This window comes from Flavobacterium chungnamense (assembly GCF_039539165.1).
GTDB lineage: Bacteria > Bacteroidota > Bacteroidia > Flavobacteriales > Flavobacteriaceae > Flavobacterium > Flavobacterium chungnamense.
In genome coordinates, this window is sequence record NZ_BAABCS010000003.1 from 252,444 (window position 1) to 273,953 (window position 21,510).

Below are 21,510 nucleotides of genomic sequence, written 5' to 3' on the forward strand. Positions count from 1 at the left end.
TCTTTGCATAATGGAAGAAAATCTAACTCGCATCAACAAATTTCTATCAGAAACTGGATTTTGCTCACGTCGTGAAGCAGATAAGTTAATTGAGCAAGGAAGAGTTACGATTAATGGAACTGTGCCAGAAATGGGTACTAAAATTGCACCAACAGATGAAGTGCGTGTTGATGGGAAATTAGTTAGAGAAAATAATAAAAAACGAGTTTATCTTGCTTTCAATAAGCCGCCCGGAATTGAATGTACAACTAATCTTGAAGTGCGAGACAACATTGTTGATTACATCAATTATCACGAACGTATTTTTCCAATTGGTAGATTAGATAAAGCCAGTGAAGGTTTAATTTTTATGACCAATGATGGCGACATTGTAAACAAGATTCTTCGCGCTAGAAACAATCACGAAAAAGAATATATAGTAACTGTAAATAGACCTATAACTGATAGGTTTATAGATAGAATGGCTAATGGAATTCCAATTCTAGAAACGGTTACTAGAAAATGTAAAGTTGAACAAGTTAGCAAATACGTATTTAGAATTGTACTTACACAAGGACTAAATAGACAAATTCGTAGAATGTGTGAGTATCTTGATTATGAAGTAACTGCTCTAAAAAGAACTCGAATTATTAATATTTCATTGGATGTTCCATTAGGTAGATATCGTGAACTTACAGAAGCAGAAATTACACAATTAAATCAATTGATAGAGCCTTCAAGTAAAACTGAAGAAGCAAGTTTGCCGAAAGTTACTCCAAAAATTTCATCTCAAACTCGTAGAGATTTTAGAAAAAGACAATAAAAAAACTCCAACTTTTCTGTTGGAGTTTTTTTTAGCACTTTATTTCCATTACATAATCATCCATAATGTAGTTGTTTCCTATGTCGATTACTTCTTCTTTTATAATTTGGAAACCATATTTTTGGTAAAAGTCTTTGGCTTTATTGAATTTATTCACATTCAAAAACAAAGCTAAATTATTCGATAGAACAACTTTTTCTTTAATATAATCAATTACTTGCTTTCCAATTCCTTTCCCTTGAATTTCTGGTAAAACATATAATTTTTGAAGCTTAGTTTTATTTGAATTGTTACAATTTAATTCGTAGGATGCAAAACCTATAAAATTTTGATTATCCTCTATCAATAGAAAAATATGTCCATTATCAAATTGTTTCTTTAAAGAATCTATAGAGTAAATCATCTCTAACATATACTCTAATTGGGCTTTTGAAAGAATAGTTTCGTAAGCATTGGGCCAAATTTTATATGCCAAACTTTTAACTATTGCTAATTGTTCTTTAGTGGCAACAACAATATTCATATTATTTTTTTAGACGTTTTTGTTCCCTTGCTAAAAGTGTATTTTTCAATAACATGGCAATAGTCATTGGACCTACTCCACCTGGAACTGGAGTAATAAATGATGCTTTTTTAGAAACATTTTCAAAATCAACATCACCTACAATTTTGTATCCTTTTTCAGAAGTTTCGTCAACAACACGAGTGATACCAACATCAATTACAACGACATCATCTTTAACCATTTCGGCTTTTAAATAATTTGGAACTCCCAATGCTGTGATAATAATATCAGCTTGTGTTGTAATTTGATTTATATTTTTAGTGTGACTGTGTGTCAATGTAACAGTAGAATTTCCTGGAAAGTGATTTCTTCCCATCAAAATACTCATTGGACGCCCAACGATATGACTTCTTCCAATAATTACGGTATGCTTTCCATCTGTTGGAACATTATATCGTTCTAACAATTCTAAAATTCCAAAAGGAGTTGCCGGAATAAATGTACTCATATCTAAAGCCATTTTTCCGAAATTTTCTGGATGAAAACCATCAACGTCTTTACTTGGATCAATACAATTAATGATTTGTTGTGTATCAATTTGTTTCGGCAGTGGTAGTTGCACTATAAAACCATCAATATCATCATTTTGATTTAACTCATTAATCTTCTTAAGCAGTTCTGTTTCAGATGTTGTGCTTGGTAATTTTATCAAGGTAGATTCAAAACCAACTCTTTCACATGCTTTTACTTTGCTTCCAACATAAGTCAAACTTGCTCCATCATTTCCAACAATTATTGCTGCTAAATGAGGAACTTTTTCGCCGTTGTCTTTCATCTTTTGAACTTCAGCTGCGATTTCATTTTTAATATCTTCAGATACTTTTTTTCCGTCTAAAATGGTCATTGTAGTTGTGTGTTGTGTTGTTTTATAGTTACAAAAAAGACGCGATAAATCGCGTCTTTCCATTATTTCATACCTTTCATTCCGCCCATCATGCGCATCATGTTTTTTCCTCCTGGTCCTTGCATCATTTTCATCATTTTGCTCATTTGGTCAAACTGCTTCATCAATTGATTTACTTCTTCTATCTTTCTACCAGAACCTTTTGCGATTCTAGTTTTTCTTTTCATATCGATTATTGAAGGTTTTGTTCTTTCTATTGGTGTCATCGAATGGATAATTGCTTCAATATGCTTGAATGCATCATCTTCAATTTCAACATCTTTTAGCGCTTTTCCAGCACCTGGTATCATTCCAACCAAGTCTTTCATGCTACCCATTTTTTTAATTTGTTGAATTTGAGCTAAGAAGTCATCAAAACCAAATTCATTTTTAGCAATCTTCTTCTGAATTTTTCTTGCTTCTTCTTCATCATATTGTTCTTGAGCTCTTTCTACAAGAGAAACAACGTCTCCCATTCCAAGAATTCTATCAGCCATACGTGAAGGATAGAACACATCGATAGCATCCATTTTTTCACCAGTACCAATAAATTTGATTGGTTTATTTACAACTGATTTAATTGTAATCGCTGCTCCACCGCGAGTATCACCATCTAATTTTGTAAGGATAACTCCATCAAAATTTAATCTGTCGTTGAAAGCTTTAGCAGTATTTACAGCATCTTGTCCTGTCATTGCATCAACAACAAATAAAGTTTCTTGCGGTTGAATAGCTTTGTGAACATTTGCAATTTCAGTCATCATTTCTTCGTCAACAGCTAAACGACCAGCAGTATCCACAATTACTACATTAAAACCATTGGCTTTAGCATAAGCAATTGCTTTTAAAGAAATATCAACTGGATTTTTATTTTCTGGCTCAGAATATACCTCAACTCCTATTTGATCACCAACAACATGCAACTGATTGATAGCAGCAGGTCGATAAATATCACAAGCAACCAAAAGTGGTTTTTTGTTCTTTTTGGTTTTAAGATAATTGGCTAATTTACCAGAGAATGTTGTTTTACCAGAACCTTGCAAACCAGACATTAAAATAACAGTAGGATTTCCTGAAAGATTGATTCCAGCAGCATCTCCACCCATTAATTCGGTTAATTCATCTTTAACCAATTTCACCATTAATTGTCCAGGCTCTAATGTAGTTAATACATTTTGCCCCATTGCTTTTTCTTTTACTGATGTAGTAAAATCTTTAGCAATTTTAAAGTTAACATCGGCATCAAGTAATGCACGACGAACTTCTTTAAGTGTTTCTGCAACGTTTACTTCCGTTATTTTTCCGTGTCCTTTTAGGATATGGAATGCCTTATCTAATTTATCGCTTAAATTATTGAACATAATTTGTGGTGTTTTCTAAAAAATGAAGTGCAAATTTAAGCATTTGAAATTGAAGTATGAAAGTATTAGAAAGAAAAAAACCACTCGAATGACGAATGGTTTTTAAACTAATCTTTATTTATGTGGAATTGATTTAATTTTTTTCAAAAGTTAATAAATCAGTTCCTCCATTTCCACCGCTAACATCTCTTAATTCGATTTTTGAAGCAGTGTAGGTTACAATATCCCAATCATCAGTAAGGTCTGCAAAATTGGCTGGAGTAGTGAATCCAATATTGAAATCTAAATCATTACTAGGATTATCATCATTACTATTGCCTGAAGTTACTGACCAAGTTCCGTTGTATGTATTAGAACCATTGGTTGCTGTTAATGCATTACCTGAACCAAAAGTAAAATTATAACCTGTAAAATTTGAAGTCTTAATTGTTCCAGAATCATTGTAAAGAGTTACTCTCCATGTTCCTTGATTAACTGTATTTATTACAGGAGTTGGATCAGCAGGTGGATTTGAATTACCATCATCATTACTACACATTGAAGCAACATTTAGCATAAAAATGCATAGCAGAATTGGTATTAATTTTAATGTTTTCATGATATGTTTGTATTTTGGTTACTAAACTATAAACGTTAAAATTACGAAAAAAGTATTAAAAAATTACATTCTTTCAGGAACTTCAATTCCTAATAATTGAAAGGCTGATTTTATAGTATCGGCAACTTTCTTAGATAGTTGAACTCTGAATACTTTTTTATCTTGATTTTCTTCTCCAAGTATAGATACATTTTGATAAAACGAATTGAATTCTTTTACCAATTCGTATGTATAATTAGCTAGCAAAGCTGGACTATGATTGCGAGCTGCGTCTTGAATAGTCTCAGGAAAAAGTGCAATTTGCTTAAGAAGTTCTTTTTCTTTTGGATGTAACTCTACTGATACCGATTGTGTTGTGTCAAACTCAGCTTTGCGCAAAATAGATTGAATACGTGCATAAGTATATTGAATAAACGGACCAGTATTTCCAGCAAAATCAACTGATTCTTCTGGATTGAACATCATTTGTTTTTTCGGATCTACTTTTAGCATGTAATATTTTAAGGCTCCAAGACCAATTGTTCTATACAATTTTGCTTTCTCTTCCTCAGAATAACCAGCTAATTTTCCTAATTCTTCCGAAATTGACTTTGCTGTTGTAGTCATTTCTTCCATTAAATCATCAGCATCAACTACAGTTCCTTCTCTAGATTTCATTTTTCCAGAAGGCAATTCTACCATTCCATAAGATAAATGATACAAACTATCAGCCCAGTCAAAACCTAGTTTTTTAAGGATTAAAAACAATACTTTAAAGTGATAATCTTGCTCATTACCAACGGTGTAAACCATACCTCCAACATCTGTAAAATCTTTTACACGCTGAATTGCAGTTCCAATATCTTGTGTCATATACACTGCGGTTCCGTCTGAACGAAGTACAATTTTTCTATCCAATCCATCTGGAGTTAAATCAATCCAAACTGAACCATCAGGATCTTTTTCGAAAATTCCTTTTTCTAAACCAAATTGAACTACTTCTTTTCCTAACAAATAGGTATTTGATTCATAATAATAACTATCAAAATCAACGCCTAAACTTTTATAAGTTTGAGCAAATCCATCATAAACCCATTGGTTCATAGTTTTCCAAAGCTCAATAACTTCTGGCTTTCCTGCTTCCCAATCTAAAAGCATTTGTTGTGCTTCTAAGATAATTGGAGCTTGCTTTTTAGCTTCTTCTTCTGTTTTACCTTGAACCATAAGTTCATTGATTTGAACTTTATACTCTTTATCAAAAGCAACATAAAAATTTCCAACCAACTTATCTCCTTTTAAACCTGAAGTTTCTGGAGTTTGTCCGTTACCATATTTCTGCCAAGCCAACATCGATTTACAGATATGAATTCCTCTATCGTTGATGATTTGAGTTTTATAAACTTTTTTTCCTGATGCTTTTATGATTTCAGCAACAGAATATCCTAATAAATTGTTTCTTACATGACCAAGATGCAAAGGCTTATTGGTGTTTGGAGAAGAATATTCTACCATAACCGCTTTTGAATTTGCGGAAGCAGCAACAAATCCGAAAGAATTATCATCTTTTATTTCATTAAAAAAAGTAAGATAATAAGCATCTGAAATTACAATATTTAAAAATCCAGCAACTACATTGAACTTTTCAACTTCGGCTAAATTTTCAACTAAATGAGTTCCAATTTTGGTTCCAATATCTACAGGATTTCCTTTAATAACTTTCAGAAGTGGAAAAATTACCATAGTAATATCACCTTCAAAATCTTTCCTCGTAGCCTGAAATTCAATTTTGTCGATAGTGATATCAAACTGTTTTTGAACGGCTTCAATAATGGCTGGAGTTAAGATTTGTTGTAAAGTCATTTTTATTATTTTTTGAGGTTGCAAAGATAGAATATAATTGGAAAAAGTTTTTATAAAATTTGAGTAGGGTAACTATTTTTTGAATTACTTTATTGTAGAATTAAGTTTACATAAAATATAAGAAAAAAAATACAAATAAATAAAATATATGCATTTAAACGATTTTATTTGCTTTTTATCGTTTTTTGTATAATATTTATCGGGCTAAATAAAATTCATCTAATGATGTTACTTTTATTAAAACAAAAACCTAACTAAATACATTAAAAAATTAAGCGCCTTTTTTGCCCCAACAAAAAACAGCTTTTATGATTCAAATTATAATGCATTTGAACTAAAAAACCCCGAAGTGCAATTCGGGGTTTTTATTTTTAATTAAATATCATTTAGAATAATCCTTCTGATGTACACAATCCAAAACCAATAATTAATAAGACTATTAATGCTATGGCAATTTTTAATTTAGTTTCTGTAGAACTATTTTTTAATCTGAAAATTTTAAGAATTCCAACAAGAAAGATTATGAAACTTAATAATCCAACGATACCTCTGGCAATAGCTCCTTCTACAGAGTTACCTAAGTCATAAATTGCATAGCAAATTGCAGAAAAATTTATTACTAATAAAATCCAATATGAACTATTTGATTCTTCGCTTTTTCCTGAAAAAAATAACTTATCAATGTAATAACCTAGAAGTATTGGACAGACTAATATCAGTAAAAAAATCATTTTCTACCATTTAATTATGGCGCTTGCCCAAGTAAAACCGCTTCCAAAAGCTGCTAAAACGACAGTATCACCATCTTTTATTTTACCTAATTCCCATGCTTCTGTAAGTGCTATTGGAATAGACGCTGCGGTTGTATTTCCGTATTTTTGAATGTTATTAAATACTTGATCATCTGTCAATTTAAACTTTTGTTGAATGAATTGTGATATTCTCAAATTAGCTTGATGCGGAATCAATATATCAATATCCGAAACTTGAAGATTATTGGCTTGTAAACCTTCATTGATGACTTCACTGAAACGAACTACAGCATTCTTAAACACAAATTGACCGTTCATATGAGGAAAATAACTTTCGTCATCTGGATTATTATCGGCAATAATATCTGTAATCCATCTTCCGCCCATTCCTGGTGCTAAAACTGCCAATTCCTTTGCATGTTGACCTTCTGAATGTAAATGCGTAGAAAGAATTCCTTTGGTAATATCAACTTCTCTTGATACCATTGCTGCTCCTGCTCCATCACCGAATATAACTGATACACCACGACCTCTATCTGTCATATCTAAACCAAGTGATTGTACTTCTGAAGCTACCACAAGGATATTTTTATACATTCCAGTTTTAATGAATTGATCGGCAACAGAAAGTGCATAGATAAATCCAGAACATTGATTTCTAATATCTAAAGCTCCAACGGTTTTTAATCCCAGTTCTTGTTGTAAAGCAACTCCTGGTCCAGGAAAATAATAATCTGGTGAAATTGTTGCAAAAACTATGAAATCAATATCGTCATTGGCAACTCCAGAACGTTCAATAGCAATCTTTGCGGCTTTAACTCCCATAGAAGTTGTCGTATCTTCACCTCTTACTATGTGACGACGTTCTTTTATTCCGGTTCGTTCTTGAATCCACTCGTCTGTGGTGTTCATTATTTTAGACAAATCATCATTAGTAACCACATTGTCAGGAACATAATGTCCTAAACCTATTATTTTGGAATTATACATGTATTATTGTTTTATCAATTTTATCAAAACAAATTTAGTCATCTTTTAAAAATATTGAATAAATATTGGGATAAATTTTGGAATTGTTAATTTAACGAATAAGTATAAAACAAAAAAAACCAGTCGTAAAACTGGTTTTTTATCTATTTTTCAAAATTGATTATTCCGATTGATCATCAACAGTTGCGTCTGGTGCATTTTTCTTTACCGATTCAATTCCGTTATCTCTTGAAGCCACACTTTCGTACATTTCACTGTTTCCAATAATTTGTCCGTTACCAGCTTTCAAGTTGAAATAAGGTTGTCCGCTTTTAGCTTCTAATCGATCAAAACGCCCATCGTCTTGCGAATTTTTTCTAACCGATTCTATACCATTTAAACAAGCTGCTTTAGTTGTATATCCTTCACTTGCAAGAATAGCTTGCCCATTTCCTGCTTTTAAATTGAATTGAAACTCACCATTTTTTCTTGTTGTGATTACAAATTTTCCCATGATTTATGTTTTAGTTTTTTGTTTAAAATTTTAATAAAATTAAAAGATTTCTTTAAAAAAACAAATAAAATTTGTCGAATTTTTTCTACTTCACTACTTTAACCGACTGTCTTCCAGTATTAGTATGTAAATTGATGGAATAGATTCCAGCAGGATACGGAAAATCAAAAGTGTACTTTTTGGTCATAGCGCCTTCAATTTCGTCTAGTTTTAGTTGTTTTATAAGTTGTCCTGTACTGGAGTATAATCCTAACATTAAGTGATCTACTCCTTTAAAATCAATTTCTAAATTCAATTTGTCTTTTATTGGGTTTGGAGCAACTCTAACAACTAATGGTATTCTAGCTTGCTCTTGAAATTGATTCACGGCTAAATTATTAGTCATTTTGTAAATTGTAGTTCCACAAGCATAAGCCAAATCATTATCCAAAATAAAAATTCGGTTTAAATTACTTCCTACAGTTGTGTTTGTCCATGTATCGCCTCCATTGGTAGTTTCATAAAAACCGGTTGCATGACCACCCATCCAACCATGATTTTCATCAACAAAACCAACAGCTTGAATATCAACATCTGGAGCAACTTTGGTAGTCCAAGTAGCACCATTATCAATAGATTTTATAAGTTTTCCGTCATTAGGAAAAACCGATTCAATGGCTCCAAAAATTACATTGATATTGTTTTGTAAGGTTTGTAATTTCCAAACATATTCACCTGGAATAGAGCCATTGTATAGAATTGACCATGTTGTTCCACCATCGGTAGTTTTTAAAATTAAAGCACCATTAGCATTATTTCCGGATGCATAACCTGTATTTTCATCTAAAAATAATACTTCTACCAACGCATTTGCGTGAGCACTCATATCGATATATTGCCAAGTAACACCGCTATCGGTAGATTTAATAATGTAAGCCGGAGAAAAATAAGCACCACAACCATAAATTGTTGAAGTACCAACACAATCCAATCCGCAAATAGCTGCTGGATTTGGGGTTATGGTGACCAAACTCCATGTTGCACCACCATCAACAGTCTTATAAAATTTACCATTCAAACTTCCTAAAAAACCAATATTTGCATCTAGAAATTCAATATTTCTAAAATAATGATTGCTACCAAGTAAGGCATTATTGGTTTGTAGATTCCAATTTAAACCACCATCGGTTGTTTTGTAAACTGCAGCATAAAATCCGTTAGCAGCCCAACCTAAATTTTCATTCAAAAAGAAAACATCATCAAATCGTTGTCCGTTGGTGTTTACAGCAGCATTTGGAAGTGGTGACCAAGTTAGTTGTGCAGAAGCAAAAGAAGAAATTAACAATAAAAAGTATAGTTTTTTCATTAATCAATATTTTGTATAAAATTATAAAATTAATTGGCAGTAGATTAAAATTAGTAGCTTTTTTTATGGATATTTTTAACATAAACCAAAACAATTATGTAACAAGTTTGTTTTACTTTAGTCCAATAAATTTTAACTAAAACTAAACTTTATGAAATTACGATTTATCATACTGCTATTTTTGGGATTTACTTGTTTTACTTTTGCACAAGAAAATCTGAGCTACCAAAAGCCATCAGCAGAAATTTTAGCACTTGCCGACTATGAAAGAGCGCCATCAGTAAGTATGGATTCTAAAAAAGAGTACATGCTTTTAAGTTACAGAAATACTTACAAAACGCTTGACGATTTAAATCAAGAAGAAATGCGATTGGGTGGTTTACGTATTAATCCTGTGACTAATATTTCGAGTACTGTTACGTATATCAGCAATTTAAAAATCAGAAAAATTGCAGCTAAAGATGAGACTCAAGTATCTGGTCTTCCTCAAAATGCCAGACTAACCAACATTTCTTGGTCGCCAGACGAAAAGAAAATTGCATTTACGAATACTACGAATTTTGGAGTTGAACTTTGGATAATTGATGTGGCAACAGCTTCGGCAAAAAAAATAACCTCAGACAATTTGAATGCCAATTTAGGAAGTCCTTATAGTTGGATGAATGACAATCAGACGTTATTGGTAAAAGTTTTGCCAAAAAATCGTCCAGCTTTAATCAATGAGAAAAAAGATTTACCAAAAGGACCAACAGTTTCTGTAAGTGATGGTTCAAAGTCGCAAAATAGAACTTATCAAGATTTATTGAAAAACAAAAATGATGAAGCTAATTTTGATGCTTTAGTAACTTCAGAATTGTACAAAGTTTCAGTTTCTGGGGTCGCAACCTTATTCAAATCAGCAGATATTTATGCAGGAGAAAGTTTTTCGCCTGACGGAAATTATTTGATGTTAACAACCATTCAAAAACCTTATTCTTATATTGTTCCATTGAGTCGTTTTCCTCAAAAATCTTTAGTTTATGATTTGAATGGAAAAGAAATCAAACAAGTAAACGAAGTTCCTTTAACCGAAATTATGCCAAAAGGTTTCTCTTCAGTTAGAAAAGGAAAAAGAAATATGAGTTGGAGAGCAGACAAACCTGCAACTTTAGTATATGTAGAAGCACTTGACGAAGGAGACCAAGCAAAAAAAGTAGATTTTAGAGATGAAGTTTTTCAATGGAATGCGCCTTTCAATTCGGCACCAACTTCTATGATGAAAACACAACAACGTTTTGGTGGAATCAGTTGGGGAAATGACACTTTTGCTATTGCTTATGATAGTTGGTACGACACAAGAAATACAAAAACTTATTTATTGAATCCATCCAATTCAAATGAAACTCCAAAAGTAATTTCGGATAGAAACTCGCAAGATATTTATTCTGATCTAGGAAATTTTGAGACTAAAAAGAATGAATTTGGAAGATATGTTATTGCAACAGAAAATGGCAATGCTTATTTAATTGGTGATGGACATACAAAAGAAGGACAATTTCCTTTTATAGATGAATTGAATTTAAAAACATTAAAAACAAAACGTTTATACACTTCAAAAATCAAAGACAAAAAAGAAGATTTGATGTCAATTGAAGATTATAAAAAAGGTGACGTTTTAGTGATGATTCAATCTAAAAATGATTATCCAAATTACTATTTTAGAAACATCAAATCTGGTAAATTAACACCTATTACCGCCTTTAAAAATCCATTTGAAAGTATTAAAAATGTGTATAAAGAAGTAATTAAATATAAAAGAAAAGATGGCGTTGATTTATCTGGAACTTTATATTTACCAGCAGGTTACGATAGAAACAAAAAAGAAAAATTACCTTTATTAATTTGGGCATATCCAGCAGAATTTAAAGACAAAAACTCGGCAGGACAAAATGATAAAAATCCAAACGAATTTACATTTCCAAACTATGGTTCGTTTGTTTATTGGGTAACTAAAGGTTATGCTGTTTTAGATGATGCTTCATTTCCTATCATTGGAGAAGGAACTACAGAGCCAAACGACACTTTCATTACACAACTAGTTGATGATGCCGAAGCTGCGATAAATGCAGTAGACAATTTAGGATTTATCAACCGCAAAAAAGTGGCTGTTGGCGGACATTCTTACGGTGCATTTATGACAGCCAATTTATTAACACATTCTAATTTATTTGCTTGCGGAATTGCAAGAAGTGGCGCTTACAATAGAACTTTAACGCCTTTTGGATTTCAAAGTGAACAACGTAATTACTGGGATGTTCCTACAATTTACAACGGAATGTCTCCTTTTATGAATGCAGATAAAATGAAAACGCCTTTACTTTTAGTTCATGGTGATGCAGATAATAATCCAGGAACTTTTACTTTACAATCTGAACGTTATTTTCAAGCTCTTAAAGGTCTTGGTGCGCCTGCAAGATTGGTTTTATTACCAAAAGAATCACACGGATATGCAGCTAAAGAAAATATCTTTCACTTACTTTGGGAACAAGATCAGTTTTTAGAGAAGTATTTGAAGAATTAAAAAGAGAATAGAAAATAGAGTAAAGATAATAGACCTTTGAAATAAATTTAAAGGTCTATTTTATTTTTAAATATATAAGTGTTGTTTTGGGAATTTCTGAATCATGTTCGAAAAATAGAATTTCGTTGCCCAATTTTGCTTCAATCAAAAAATGACTTCCTCTGAAATAGGAGTTTAAAACTTCAACTTTTATATTTGAAAATTCTACTATTTCTATTTGATGTGGATAAATAAACCTTGTTATTCCATCAATATCCATTTCATTTACATCACCAAAAAGCGAGGCAATATATTTAGATTTAGGATTTATATAAATAGCTTTTGGAGTTCCATTTTCTATTATTTTTCCATTTTTTATTATTAAAACTTCGTCGGCAAATGAAAGAACATCAGTGCTGTCGTGTGTTGCAACAATACAAGTGATTTGCTTTTCTTTTAAGTAAGCAAACAACTTTCTGCGCAAACTATTCTTTCTAAAATTATCAATATGGCTGAAAGGCTCGTCAAGCAATAAAACTTCTGGTTCTAAGGCTAAAACTCTTGCAATTGCTACTCTTTGCATTTGACCACCACTAAGATTTTTGGCTTTTATATCGAAAAAGTCTTCCATTTCGACTATTTCTAAAAGTTCTTTTACTCGATTCCATTTTTTTTCAGAATCGATATTTGACAAATATTTTCCAACATTTTCTGCTACTGTAATGTAAGGCATCAAATCAAAATCTTGTGCAAGATATTTCATAAAATCCATTCCAGGAATCAAATTATATTTTGGTCCTAAAACTTCTGTATCATTCCAAAAAATTTGTCCACCGTTCAAGTCATTCAAACCATAAATTAATTTTAGAAGCGTACTTTTTCCACAACCACTTTCACCAATGATGGCAAGCGATCTTCCTTTTTCAAGTGAAAAATTAATTTTTGAAAGCGTTATTTCTTTCAAGTAAGAAAAAGCAAGATTCTGAACTAAAAGCATAATGCTGATTTTTTTACAAATTTACTTAAGTAATATTATGATTGTTAATCATATTTAATATTTATTTAAAAAATCATTTACTTCAAAATTCAAAAATTACCATTTAGTAAATTGACAATAAATTTCCTAAAATAAATATAAATAAATAAATTTTAAATAGTTTTTTTATAGATATTGATATTGTATAATCTTTAAAGCTAATTGATTAATTTTATAATATTAATATTTATATTGTTATTATTTTATAGAATACACAACTCAAACGTTGTATTTAAACAAACAAAATGGTTTTTTACCTATACATTAGTACAACATTACAATATTTATCCTTTAATTATCAAATGTAAGTACTCAAACAATGATTATTAAAACTGAATAAAAATCTAATTTCTTAGATTATTTCTTAACATTTTAAATTTCGTATAGTTTTTATACACTAACAGTTTATTGATTGAAAAGATTAAACGACTAAGTTTGAAATTCAACAAAATCAAACAATTATGAAAAAAATTTTATTATTAATTTTCCTTTTGTCATTTACATTAGGACAATCGCAAGGTGCTGCGCCTGGAGACCCAGGAAGAAATTCTTGGGATGTTATTTCTCTTTTCTCAGCAGCTTACTCGGACGTTCCGGGTACTAATTTTAACCCTTTTTGGGGACAGACATCAAATCATCCTAATAACTTGACTACACCTTCTTATGGTGGTGATGCAGTAAAACAGTATCAAAATACTGGTAGTTATCAAGGAACTGAAACTCAAAGTGATATTAATGTGTCTGCAATGACTACTTTTCACATTGAAATTTATTCTTCAACACTTACTTCAATAAGACTATCTCTTATTAAAGTCACTGCTGGAACAGTTGAAATTCCAACTACTTTACCTTTAGTTCCAGGGCAATGGAACGTTTTTAACATCGACATTTCAGGTGCTTCTTTTGCTTCTGTTCGTCCAAATTTTCGTCAAATTAAATATGATCAACCTGCAGGCGCTGGAAATATTCAAAACTTAATTATTGACAATATGTTCTTTTGGAGACCAGCTACTTTACTACCTCCAACTGTTGGAACTTTTACAGTAGCAGCTCAACCAGTTGGCGCACCAAATTACACTTTAGTTCCGCCAACTTCAAACAATACAAGCCCTTTTACTTATACTAGTAGTAATGGTGCTGTTGCAACTGTTGTAAATGGAAATGAATTACAAATTAATGGAGCTGGATCTTCTATAATTACAGCGTCACAAGTTTCAGATGGAACATATGGTCCAAGTAGTTCTATAGCAACTTTAAATGTGACTTATCCTGCTCCAGGACCTTCTCCAACTCCTCCAGTTAGAGATCCTGGTACAACAATTTCAATGTACACTGGTACTCCAGTTGTTCCTGGATATCCTAATCCTGTGGGGTATAATATGGTTCGTGCTCCATGGACTGGAGGCACAGGGTCTGATTTAAATTTTCCAAATGGATCAAATACTTGTATCAAATTAGAAAATTTTGGTTTTTTTGGTTTTGTAACTAGTGCAGAACCTGTTCGTTTTAGTGTAGTTGGAATGGCAAAACTCCATGTTGATATTTATTTGAATACACCAATTGCAAATATGTTCGTTTTCCTTTTGTCTAATGGAGACCAAAACTATAATACTGGACCTCTTGTTGCAGGTTGGAATTCACTCGATATTCCTCTAACAAGTTATCCTGGTGCAAATTTAGCAAGTATCTACGGATTCAAATTTGAACACAATCAATCTGGTTTAAGACAAATTTATTTAGATAACATCTACTTTTATAACGGCGGAACTGATCCAATTATAAGTGATTTTAATGTTCCTTCTGCTGTTCTTGGAGATTCAAATATTGTGTTAACAGCACCAATTTCTGATAGCCCAGGTGCTTTTTCTTACACAAGTAGTAATACAAGTGTTGCTACTATTGTTAATGGTAATCAAATACAAATAAACGGAATTGGTTCATCTACCATTACAGCAAACCAAGCTGCAAGTGGAAGTTTTGATGCTGGTTCAATAACTGCTCAATTAGTAGTTGCTGCTCCACCATTAGCAACTCCTTCGCCAAATCCTCCTGCAAGAAATCCTTGGGATGTTGTATCACTTTACAGTGATGCCTACACCAATTTACCATCAGCAGTTTGGGTAGGTGCATCTTCATTAACAGATGAATTACTTGGTGGAAATCCAACCAAAAAAATGAGTAATTTCTTAGTTGAGTTCATTAATTTTGCACCTACTAATGTATCAGAAATGACCATGTTACACATGGATATTTATACACCAGATGTAACTGGCTTTAATATTTGGTTACTTAATAATGGTGATAGAAATGCACAATTTTTCCCAACTTTAAACGGTTGGTACAGTGTTGATATTCCTTTATCTACCTATGTAAATAATGGTTTAAATATGACTGGATTAATCCAACTTAAATTTGAAGGTTTAAATGGACCAGGAAAAACTGCTTATGTAGACAATGTATATTTCTACAGACCTGCAACTTTACAACCGCCAACAGTTGGAACTTTTACTGTAGCAGCTAAAAATGTTGGAGATGCTACTTTTACAATTACTCCTCCAACTTCAAATAATACAAGTCCTTTTACTTACTCAAGTAATAATAATGCAATAGCAACAATTGTAAATGGAGACCAAATACAAGTTGGTACAGGTGGAACTTGTACCATTACAGCAACTCAAGTTTCTGATGGTACTTATGGACCATCATTAAGAACAGCAACTTTTGTGGTTAGCTTTCCTGCTCCTGGCCCATCACCTATTCCTCCTGCTAGACTTCCTTCAAAAGTAAAATCATTGTATAGCGCTGCTTATACAACTGATCCTGGTTTTGACATGGTAAGAGCATATTGGACTGCAGGAACTACATTGACAACAGTTCCAAATGGTGCTGATAGTGCTTTAAGAGTAGATAATTTGGGATATATTGGTTTAATTGACTCAACTGAAAGACGATTAAATGTTTCAACAATGACAACTTTACATATGGATGTTTATGTTGATACTCCATTTGCAAATTTATTTTTCTGGCTACTTACTGATGGTGATCAAAGAAGAGACATCACAAATCTTCAAACTGGTTGGAATTCAATTACCATTAATTTATCTGAATTTGCAGGAGCTAATTTATCTAATGTTTATGGTTTGAAATTTGAACAAAACCAACCTTCACCATTGCGTTTTTATATAGATAACGTATACTTTAGTGACGATACAGTTTATGCAGATAATGATGGTGATGGATATGGTGATTTTGCATCCACTGCTATTGGTGCTCAGCCTGGATATGTTAATAATTCAACAGATTGTAATGATTCAAATGCTGCTATCAATCCAGGAGCAGTTGATGTATGTTACGATGGAATCGATAACGATTGTAATGGTATTATTGATAATGCTTGTACACCAATTGTAGGTTCATTACCAGCAGGAACATGTGGTACAACTCTTTCAGGTTGGTTCTCAACGGTTACTGCAAACTGGACTAATTTTGCTCAAGGATATAGATTCAAAATCACTAAAGTGGATATGAATAATGCTCCAATTGCTGCACCAGTTATTATTGACAGACCAGTAAATAATATTTCTTTGGCTAACGTTCCAGGAACGACTTACAACTCAAGATATATGTTTGAGATTACAGTTAAGTACAATAATGTATGGCAACCATTTTTTGGAGCACCATGTTACTTAAACACACCAAACCCAGTTTCAACAATTGGTGCTCAATGTGGAAGTACATTAACGGCTATGAATCAATGGATTACTGCAGGAGCAGTTTCTAATGTTACTGCTTATAAATTCAGAGTTACAAGAGTAATTGCAGGAAATCCAACAGGAGCTTCTCAAGAAACTACGCAACCAGCTAACAAGTTTAACATGACTCAATTGTCAGGTATTTTGTATGCTAGTACTTATAGAGTAGAAGTTTCATTAAGGAATACTGATGGTACGTTCTTACCTTATGGTACAGCTTGTGATATCAATACACCAGTTCATCCTACTACACAAGTAAGATCAGTTCAATGTAATAACTATCAAGTTACAAGTAACTCAGAATTAATTATTGCTGATGCAGTAACTGGTGCAACTACCTACAGATTTAGAGTTTACAACGGAGTTGATTATGATACATTCTATGACAACCAATTCAACAGATTTACATTAAACAACTTCCCTGGATTAATTCCAAATGGAGCTATTTATTCTGTACAAGTTGCGGTTAAGTTACCAAATGAGCCAAGTTTTGGTCCATATAGTAAAGCATGTACTATCAAGACTCCAATGCAAGCAAGAGCTATTGCATCAGATGTTCAATTAGAAGTAGTAAATGTATTTGAAGCATTGGCTTATCCAAATCCATTTGCAGAGAACTTTAAGTTGGATGTGAAAACTACTAGCGAAGCTAACATTCAAGTTAGAGTTTACGACATGATAGGAAAATTAGTTGAAGACAAAATGATAAACGCTTCTGATATTCAAAACTTTGAATTAGGAAACCAATATCCATCTGGAGTTTACAATGTAGTTGTATCTCAAGAGTTAAATACTAAAACATTACGTTTAATAAGAAGATAATTTAAATTAAACTAAATATTAGAAATACCTCTCTTCCTTTGAGAGGTATTTTTTAATATTTTTTTTCAAGCATATTTAAGAAGTAATTATGAAAAATTTCACATCAATTCAAATCATAATAGTATTTCTATTTACCATAGTAAGTCAAGCTCAAGTAGGAATTGATACACCAACACCTCAAGGAGCATTGGACATAACATCATCTAATGATGGCTTATTAATACCAAGAGTAGCTTTAACAATTACCACAAGTGCATTGCCACTAACATCACCAACAATATCTGAATTAGTATACAATTCTGCTACTGTTGCTGATGTTACACCTGGTTTTTATTATTGGAATGGAACAATTTGGGTTAGATTAGCAGCCGGATTAACAAATGATTGGAGCATAATAGGAAATACAGGAATAATTGATGGAACGAATTTTATTGGCACAGCAGCTGCAACAAATGTTGATGTAGCCTTTAGAAGAAATAACATAGCTGCTGGAAAAATAGGAACAACAAGTACCTCATTTGGTGTTGGAGCTTTGAATGCTGGAGCAACTACAAATAGTTCGGCTTTTGGAACAAATGCATTAACACTAAATACTGGTACTAATAATGTAGCAGTTGGTAATGGTTCATTAGCAGCAAATACTACAGGTAATACAAATGTAGCTGTTGGAAACAGCACATTAGCAGCCAATGTAAGTGGAATTCAAAATACAGGAGTTGGAAATAACGCATTATTACTTAATACTGGAAGTGCGTCAACAGCTATTGGATTTGAAGCATTGAGAGCAAATACAACTGGAAATAATTTAACAGCCTTTGGATTTCGGGCTTTATCAGGTAATACAACCGCAAGCAACAATACTGCAATTGGATTTGAAACCATGTTAGGTAATACCATTGGTAACGAAAATACTGCTGTAGGTTTTCAAACCTCTAGATTCAACACTACTGGAAGCAAAAATACCGCAGTTGGCCATATTGCTTTAAACAATAATACAGGATCTGAAAATACCGCTTTTGGACATAGTGCCTTAGTAGGAATTTCTCAAGCAGGCTCAAGATTTAACACTGCAATTGGTTATCAAGCTATGTTTGCTATTGGTTTAGCTCCATTTGTAACCACCACAAATGTTGTAGCTGTTGGAGCAAATGCACTATTTCAAAACAGAGCTTCTAACGCAACAGCTGTAGGATATAATGCTTTACAAGGTCAAATTGCTGGAGGTACTGGAAATACTGGTGTTGGATATAGTGTCTTAAACAATAATACTAATGGTGACAATAATACTGCCGTTGGTAATGAAGCAGGATTTGCAGCAACAGGATCAGACAATACACTTATTGGAAATTTTGCAGGACAATTTACTACTGGTTCAAATAATATAGCTATTGGTTCTAATTCATTGAGAGCAAATGGTGCTTCTGCTAATAGTGTCGCAATTGGGTTTAATGCACTTAACTCAAATACTGCAACAAGCAATACTGCCGTTGGATATAATGCATTAAGAACAAATGGTACTGGTACTGGAAATGTAGCAATAGGTAACCAAGCAGGTGAATTTGAAACATCTTCTAATAAATTATATATAACGAATTCAAATACAAATGCTATAACATCTCTGATTTATGGTGAATTCAGCCCTACGAGAATTCTAAGAACTAATAGTACTTTTCAAATAGGTGATCCTGCAACAACTGGATTTGTTTTTCCAACAGGTAGAGGAACAAATGGTCAAGTTTTGCAAACTAATGCTGCTGGAATTCTATCTTGGGTTGCTCCATCAACCCTAAGTATTACCGAAACAGATCCACAAGTCTCTTCAGCTATCAACAATAGAATTCCAAAATGGAATGGTACAACTCTTGTTGATGGTATTATAGTTGATGACGCTACAAATGTAGGAGTTGGAATGTCACCATTGGCAGGAAATAAATTAGATGTAAATGGAAATACTAGAACAACTAATTTCCAAATGACAACTGGCGCAACTGCAAACTATTTTTTACAAAGTGATGCAACTGGTAATGCAAGTTGGGCATCAATACCTGTTAATACAGTAAAACCTTATATTACAACTGGAGCAACAACAGGTATCTATACTATTTTATTAACAGAATATACCGTAAGAGTTTTTAATGCTGTGTCTGAAGTAAGATTACCTAATGCTATTGGCAACACAGGTAAAATTTACATAATTATAGGAAGTAATACAATAAGTTCAAAAATACTCTCAACAAGTGGTGGTAACATTTATGATGATGTTACAAATACTTTTATAAACACAATAAATGCAAATGAGAGATATACAGTTCAAAGCGATGGAAGCGATTGGATTGTAATAGGTAGATAAAACAATAAGAGCGATGCTAAAACGTGTAGTCATCGCTCTTATCAACCTAACCAATAAACAAACAATCTTCTATTTTTTAATATATTTTTCAAATTCTTTAGTTTGAACTCTTGCTTTTAAATCATGCAACAAGTTGTACAAACCAAAAAACGTTCTGTTTATATACAAAAAGTGTTTTGAACCTCTATTACCATTCATTTTTCTTAGTTGAGTATCTTTAGCAAACTCTTCTCCCATTGTAGCAATTTGACCAAAGAAATCATCATCAGAAAAATCAAAGAAATCTCCGTGAAATGGTTTGGTAAACAAACTCAACAAATCGTGAAATAACTTTGTAAAATATTTTATTTCTTCTTTAGAATCATCTAATCTTAAAATCTCTAGTTCATATAGTTTTTCATTGAACAATTTCGGATTATCAATAACATCAGGTTTAGCCAATTCAAAATACGGAACATAAAATTCTAAAGGAACATGTTTGATACAACCAAAATCAATAGCAACTAATTTATCTTCTTTATCAATCAAGAAGTTTCCAGGATGCGGATCGGCATGCACTTGTTTTAAATGATGCATTTGATACATATAAAAATCCCAAAGGGCCTGACCTATTTTATCACCTTTAACTTTATCCGCATTATGAGAAGCAAATTCTGACAAATGTTCACCGTCAATCCATTCCATTGTCAGTATTTTCTCTGATGACAATTCTGAATAATATTTTGGGAAACGTAAATTCTCAATATGCTTACACCAATCGGATACTTCTAAACTTTGCTTTAATTCTAAATTATAATCGGTTTCTTCTAATAACTTATCTTCAACTTCTTTAAAATATTTATCAGAATCTTTACCCTTTATGTTAAACATTCTAATCGCAAATGGTTTAACTAAAGCCAAATCCGAACTTATACTATCCGCCACACCAGGATATTGGATTTTCACAGCAAGATTTTTCCCATCTTTGGTTGCTTTGTGTACCTGACCGATACTCGCAGCATTCATAGCATCTGGCGTAAACGTGTCGTATAAGTTCTCTGGATATTGACCTAAATATTTTTTAAATGTTTTTCTAACTAATGGTGCAGATAAAGGCGGAACTGAGAATTGTGACAACGAAAATTTATCTACATATTGTTGTGGCATAATGCTTTTGTCCATGCTCAACATTTGAGCCACTTTCAAAGCACTTCCTTTTAAATTCTTTAAACCATCATAAATGTCTTCGGCATTGTTTTCGTTTAACTTATCACGATTTAAAGAAGGATTTACTATTTTTTCACCATAATAAGCAACATAGTTTCCTCCTACTTTAAATCCGGTTTTAACTAATTGACTGGCGCGTTCTATCTTTCCTGTTGGAATTTTATCTAATGTTTTCAT

15 protein-coding genes are annotated in these 21,510 nt (G+C 32.3%); 4 read left to right on the forward strand and 11 right to left on the reverse strand.

The genetic code is table 11. The features are described 5' to 3' along the window. Positions 1-10 precede the first annotated feature (10 nt). Positions 11-802: a 23S rRNA pseudouridine(2604) synthase RluF gene (gene rluF / locus ABD771_RS01805; RefSeq protein WP_344815076.1), complete on the forward strand. Its 792-nt coding sequence runs from the start codon at positions 11-13 to the stop codon at positions 800-802. A gap of 31 nt (positions 803-833) precedes the next feature. Here rluF and ABD771_RS01810 read toward each other — a convergent pair whose 3' ends face one another. The 9 genes from ABD771_RS01810 to ABD771_RS01850 all read right to left on the reverse strand — a co-directional run bounded on the left by ABD771_RS01810 (position 834) and on the right by ABD771_RS01850 (position 9,628). After that, the gene (locus ABD771_RS01810) at positions 834-1,325 is read right to left on the reverse strand and encodes a GNAT family N-acetyltransferase (protein WP_345089795.1); all 492 of its coding nucleotides are present in this window, start codon (positions 1,323-1,325) and stop codon (positions 834-836) included. A gap of 1 nt (position 1,326) precedes the next feature. After that, positions 1,327-2,211, reverse strand: a complete 885-nt coding sequence (locus ABD771_RS01815) for a bifunctional 5,10-methylenetetrahydrofolate dehydrogenase/5,10-methenyltetrahydrofolate cyclohydrolase (protein ID WP_345090055.1) — start codon at positions 2,209-2,211, stop codon at positions 1,327-1,329. Positions 2,212-2,273: 62 nt separating this feature from the next. Beyond that, complete coding sequence (gene ffh, locus ABD771_RS01820) at positions 2,274-3,611, reverse strand: signal recognition particle protein (RefSeq protein ID WP_345089798.1); 1,338 nt, start codon at positions 3,609-3,611, stop codon at positions 2,274-2,276. A 133-nt stretch (positions 3,612-3,744) separates the two neighbouring features. Further along, the gene (locus ABD771_RS01825) at positions 3,745-4,209 is read right to left on the reverse strand and encodes a hypothetical protein (protein ID WP_345089801.1); all 465 of its coding nucleotides are present in this window, start codon (positions 4,207-4,209) and stop codon (positions 3,745-3,747) included. Between the two features lie 63 nt (positions 4,210-4,272). Then, positions 4,273-6,048 (reverse strand): arginine--tRNA ligase, encoded by a 1,776-nt coding sequence (gene argS, locus ABD771_RS01830; protein WP_345089804.1) that lies wholly within the window; start codon positions 6,046-6,048, stop codon positions 4,273-4,275. Between the two features lie 386 nt (positions 6,049-6,434). Next, positions 6,435-6,779 (reverse strand): hypothetical protein, encoded by a 345-nt coding sequence (locus ABD771_RS01835; protein WP_345089806.1) that lies wholly within the window; start codon positions 6,777-6,779, stop codon positions 6,435-6,437. 3 nt (positions 6,780-6,782) lie between these two features. Then, positions 6,783-7,790, reverse strand: coding sequence for a 3-oxoacyl-ACP synthase III family protein (locus ABD771_RS01840; protein WP_345089808.1), 1,008 nt, complete (start codon positions 7,788-7,790; stop codon positions 6,783-6,785). Between the two features lie 160 nt (positions 7,791-7,950). Beyond that, positions 7,951-8,283 carry a YegP family protein gene (locus ABD771_RS01845; RefSeq protein ID WP_345089811.1) on the reverse strand — a complete coding sequence of 111 codons (333 nt, stop codon included), beginning with the start codon at positions 8,281-8,283 and terminating at the stop codon, positions 7,951-7,953. 85 nt (positions 8,284-8,368) lie between these two features. Then, positions 8,369-9,628 (reverse strand): photosystem II stability/assembly factor-like protein, encoded by a 1,260-nt coding sequence (locus tag ABD771_RS01850; protein WP_345089815.1) that lies wholly within the window; start codon positions 9,626-9,628, stop codon positions 8,369-8,371. A 151-nt stretch (positions 9,629-9,779) separates the two neighbouring features. Here ABD771_RS01850 and ABD771_RS01855 point away from each other — a divergent pair, with 151 nt between their 5' ends. After that, on the forward strand, positions 9,780-12,188 hold the full coding sequence (locus ABD771_RS01855; protein WP_345089818.1) for a prolyl oligopeptidase family serine peptidase: 2,409 nt from the start codon (positions 9,780-9,782) through the stop codon (positions 12,186-12,188). Positions 12,189-12,243: 55 nt separating this feature from the next. Here ABD771_RS01855 and ABD771_RS01860 read toward each other — a convergent pair whose 3' ends face one another. Further along, positions 12,244-13,164, reverse strand: a complete 921-nt coding sequence (locus ABD771_RS01860) for an ABC transporter ATP-binding protein (RefSeq protein ID WP_345089822.1) — start codon at positions 13,162-13,164, stop codon at positions 12,244-12,246. A gap of 500 nt (positions 13,165-13,664) precedes the next feature. Here ABD771_RS01860 and ABD771_RS01865 point away from each other — a divergent pair, with 500 nt between their 5' ends. Both ABD771_RS01865 and ABD771_RS01870 read left to right on the forward strand, forming a co-directional pair. Then, entirely contained in the window at positions 13,665-17,777 is a 4,113-nt protein-coding gene (locus ABD771_RS01865; RefSeq protein ID WP_345089825.1) for a MopE-related protein, read from the forward strand. An 88-nt stretch (positions 17,778-17,865) separates the two neighbouring features. Continuing rightward, on the forward strand, positions 17,866-20,127 hold the full coding sequence (locus tag ABD771_RS01870) for a beta strand repeat-containing protein (RefSeq protein ID WP_345089828.1): 2,262 nt from the start codon (positions 17,866-17,868) through the stop codon (positions 20,125-20,127). 69 nt (positions 20,128-20,196) lie between these two features. On the opposite strand, the gene ABD771_RS01875 is transcribed toward ABD771_RS01870, so the two are convergent. After that, positions 20,197-21,510 (reverse strand): ABC1 kinase family protein, encoded by a 1,314-nt coding sequence (locus tag ABD771_RS01875; protein WP_345089831.1) that lies wholly within the window; start codon positions 21,508-21,510, stop codon positions 20,197-20,199.

Coding starts and splice junctions, on each gene's coding strand:
- ffh (WP_345089798.1), bottom strand. CDS start 3,611: ATGTTCAATAATTTAAGCGATAAATTAGATAAGGCATTCCATATCCTA.
- ABD771_RS01815 (WP_345090055.1), bottom strand. CDS start 2,211: ATGACCATTTTAGACGGAAAAAAAGTATCTGAAGATATTAAAAATGAA.
- rluF (WP_344815076.1), top strand. CDS start 11: ATGGAAGAAAATCTAACTCGCATCAACAAATTTCTATCAGAAACTGGA.
- ABD771_RS01850 (WP_345089815.1), bottom strand. CDS start 9,628: ATGAAAAAACTATACTTTTTATTGTTAATTTCTTCTTTTGCTTCTGCA.
- ABD771_RS01860 (WP_345089822.1), bottom strand. CDS start 13,164: ATGCTTTTAGTTCAGAATCTTGCTTTTTCTTACTTGAAAGAAATAACG.
- ABD771_RS01825 (WP_345089801.1), bottom strand. CDS start 4,209: ATGAAAACATTAAAATTAATACCAATTCTGCTATGCATTTTTATGCTA.
- ABD771_RS01835 (WP_345089806.1), bottom strand. CDS start 6,779: ATGATTTTTTTACTGATATTAGTCTGTCCAATACTTCTAGGTTATTAC.
- ABD771_RS01810 (WP_345089795.1), bottom strand. CDS start 1,325: ATGAATATTGTTGTTGCCACTAAAGAACAATTAGCAATAGTTAAAAGT.
- ABD771_RS01865 (WP_345089825.1), top strand. CDS start 13,665: ATGAAAAAAATTTTATTATTAATTTTCCTTTTGTCATTTACATTAGGA.
- ABD771_RS01875 (WP_345089831.1), bottom strand. CDS start 21,510: ATGAAAACATTAGATAAAATTCCAACAGGAAAGATAGAACGCGCCAGT.
- ABD771_RS01870 (WP_345089828.1), top strand. CDS start 17,866: ATGAAAAATTTCACATCAATTCAAATCATAATAGTATTTCTATTTACC.
- ABD771_RS01845 (WP_345089811.1), bottom strand. CDS start 8,283: ATGGGAAAATTTGTAATCACAACAAGAAAAAATGGTGAGTTTCAATTC.
- argS (WP_345089804.1), bottom strand. CDS start 6,048: ATGACTTTACAACAAATCTTAACTCCAGCCATTATTGAAGCCGTTCAA.
- ABD771_RS01855 (WP_345089818.1), top strand. CDS start 9,780: ATGAAATTACGATTTATCATACTGCTATTTTTGGGATTTACTTGTTTT.
- ABD771_RS01840 (WP_345089808.1), bottom strand. CDS start 7,790: ATGTATAATTCCAAAATAATAGGTTTAGGACATTATGTTCCTGACAAT.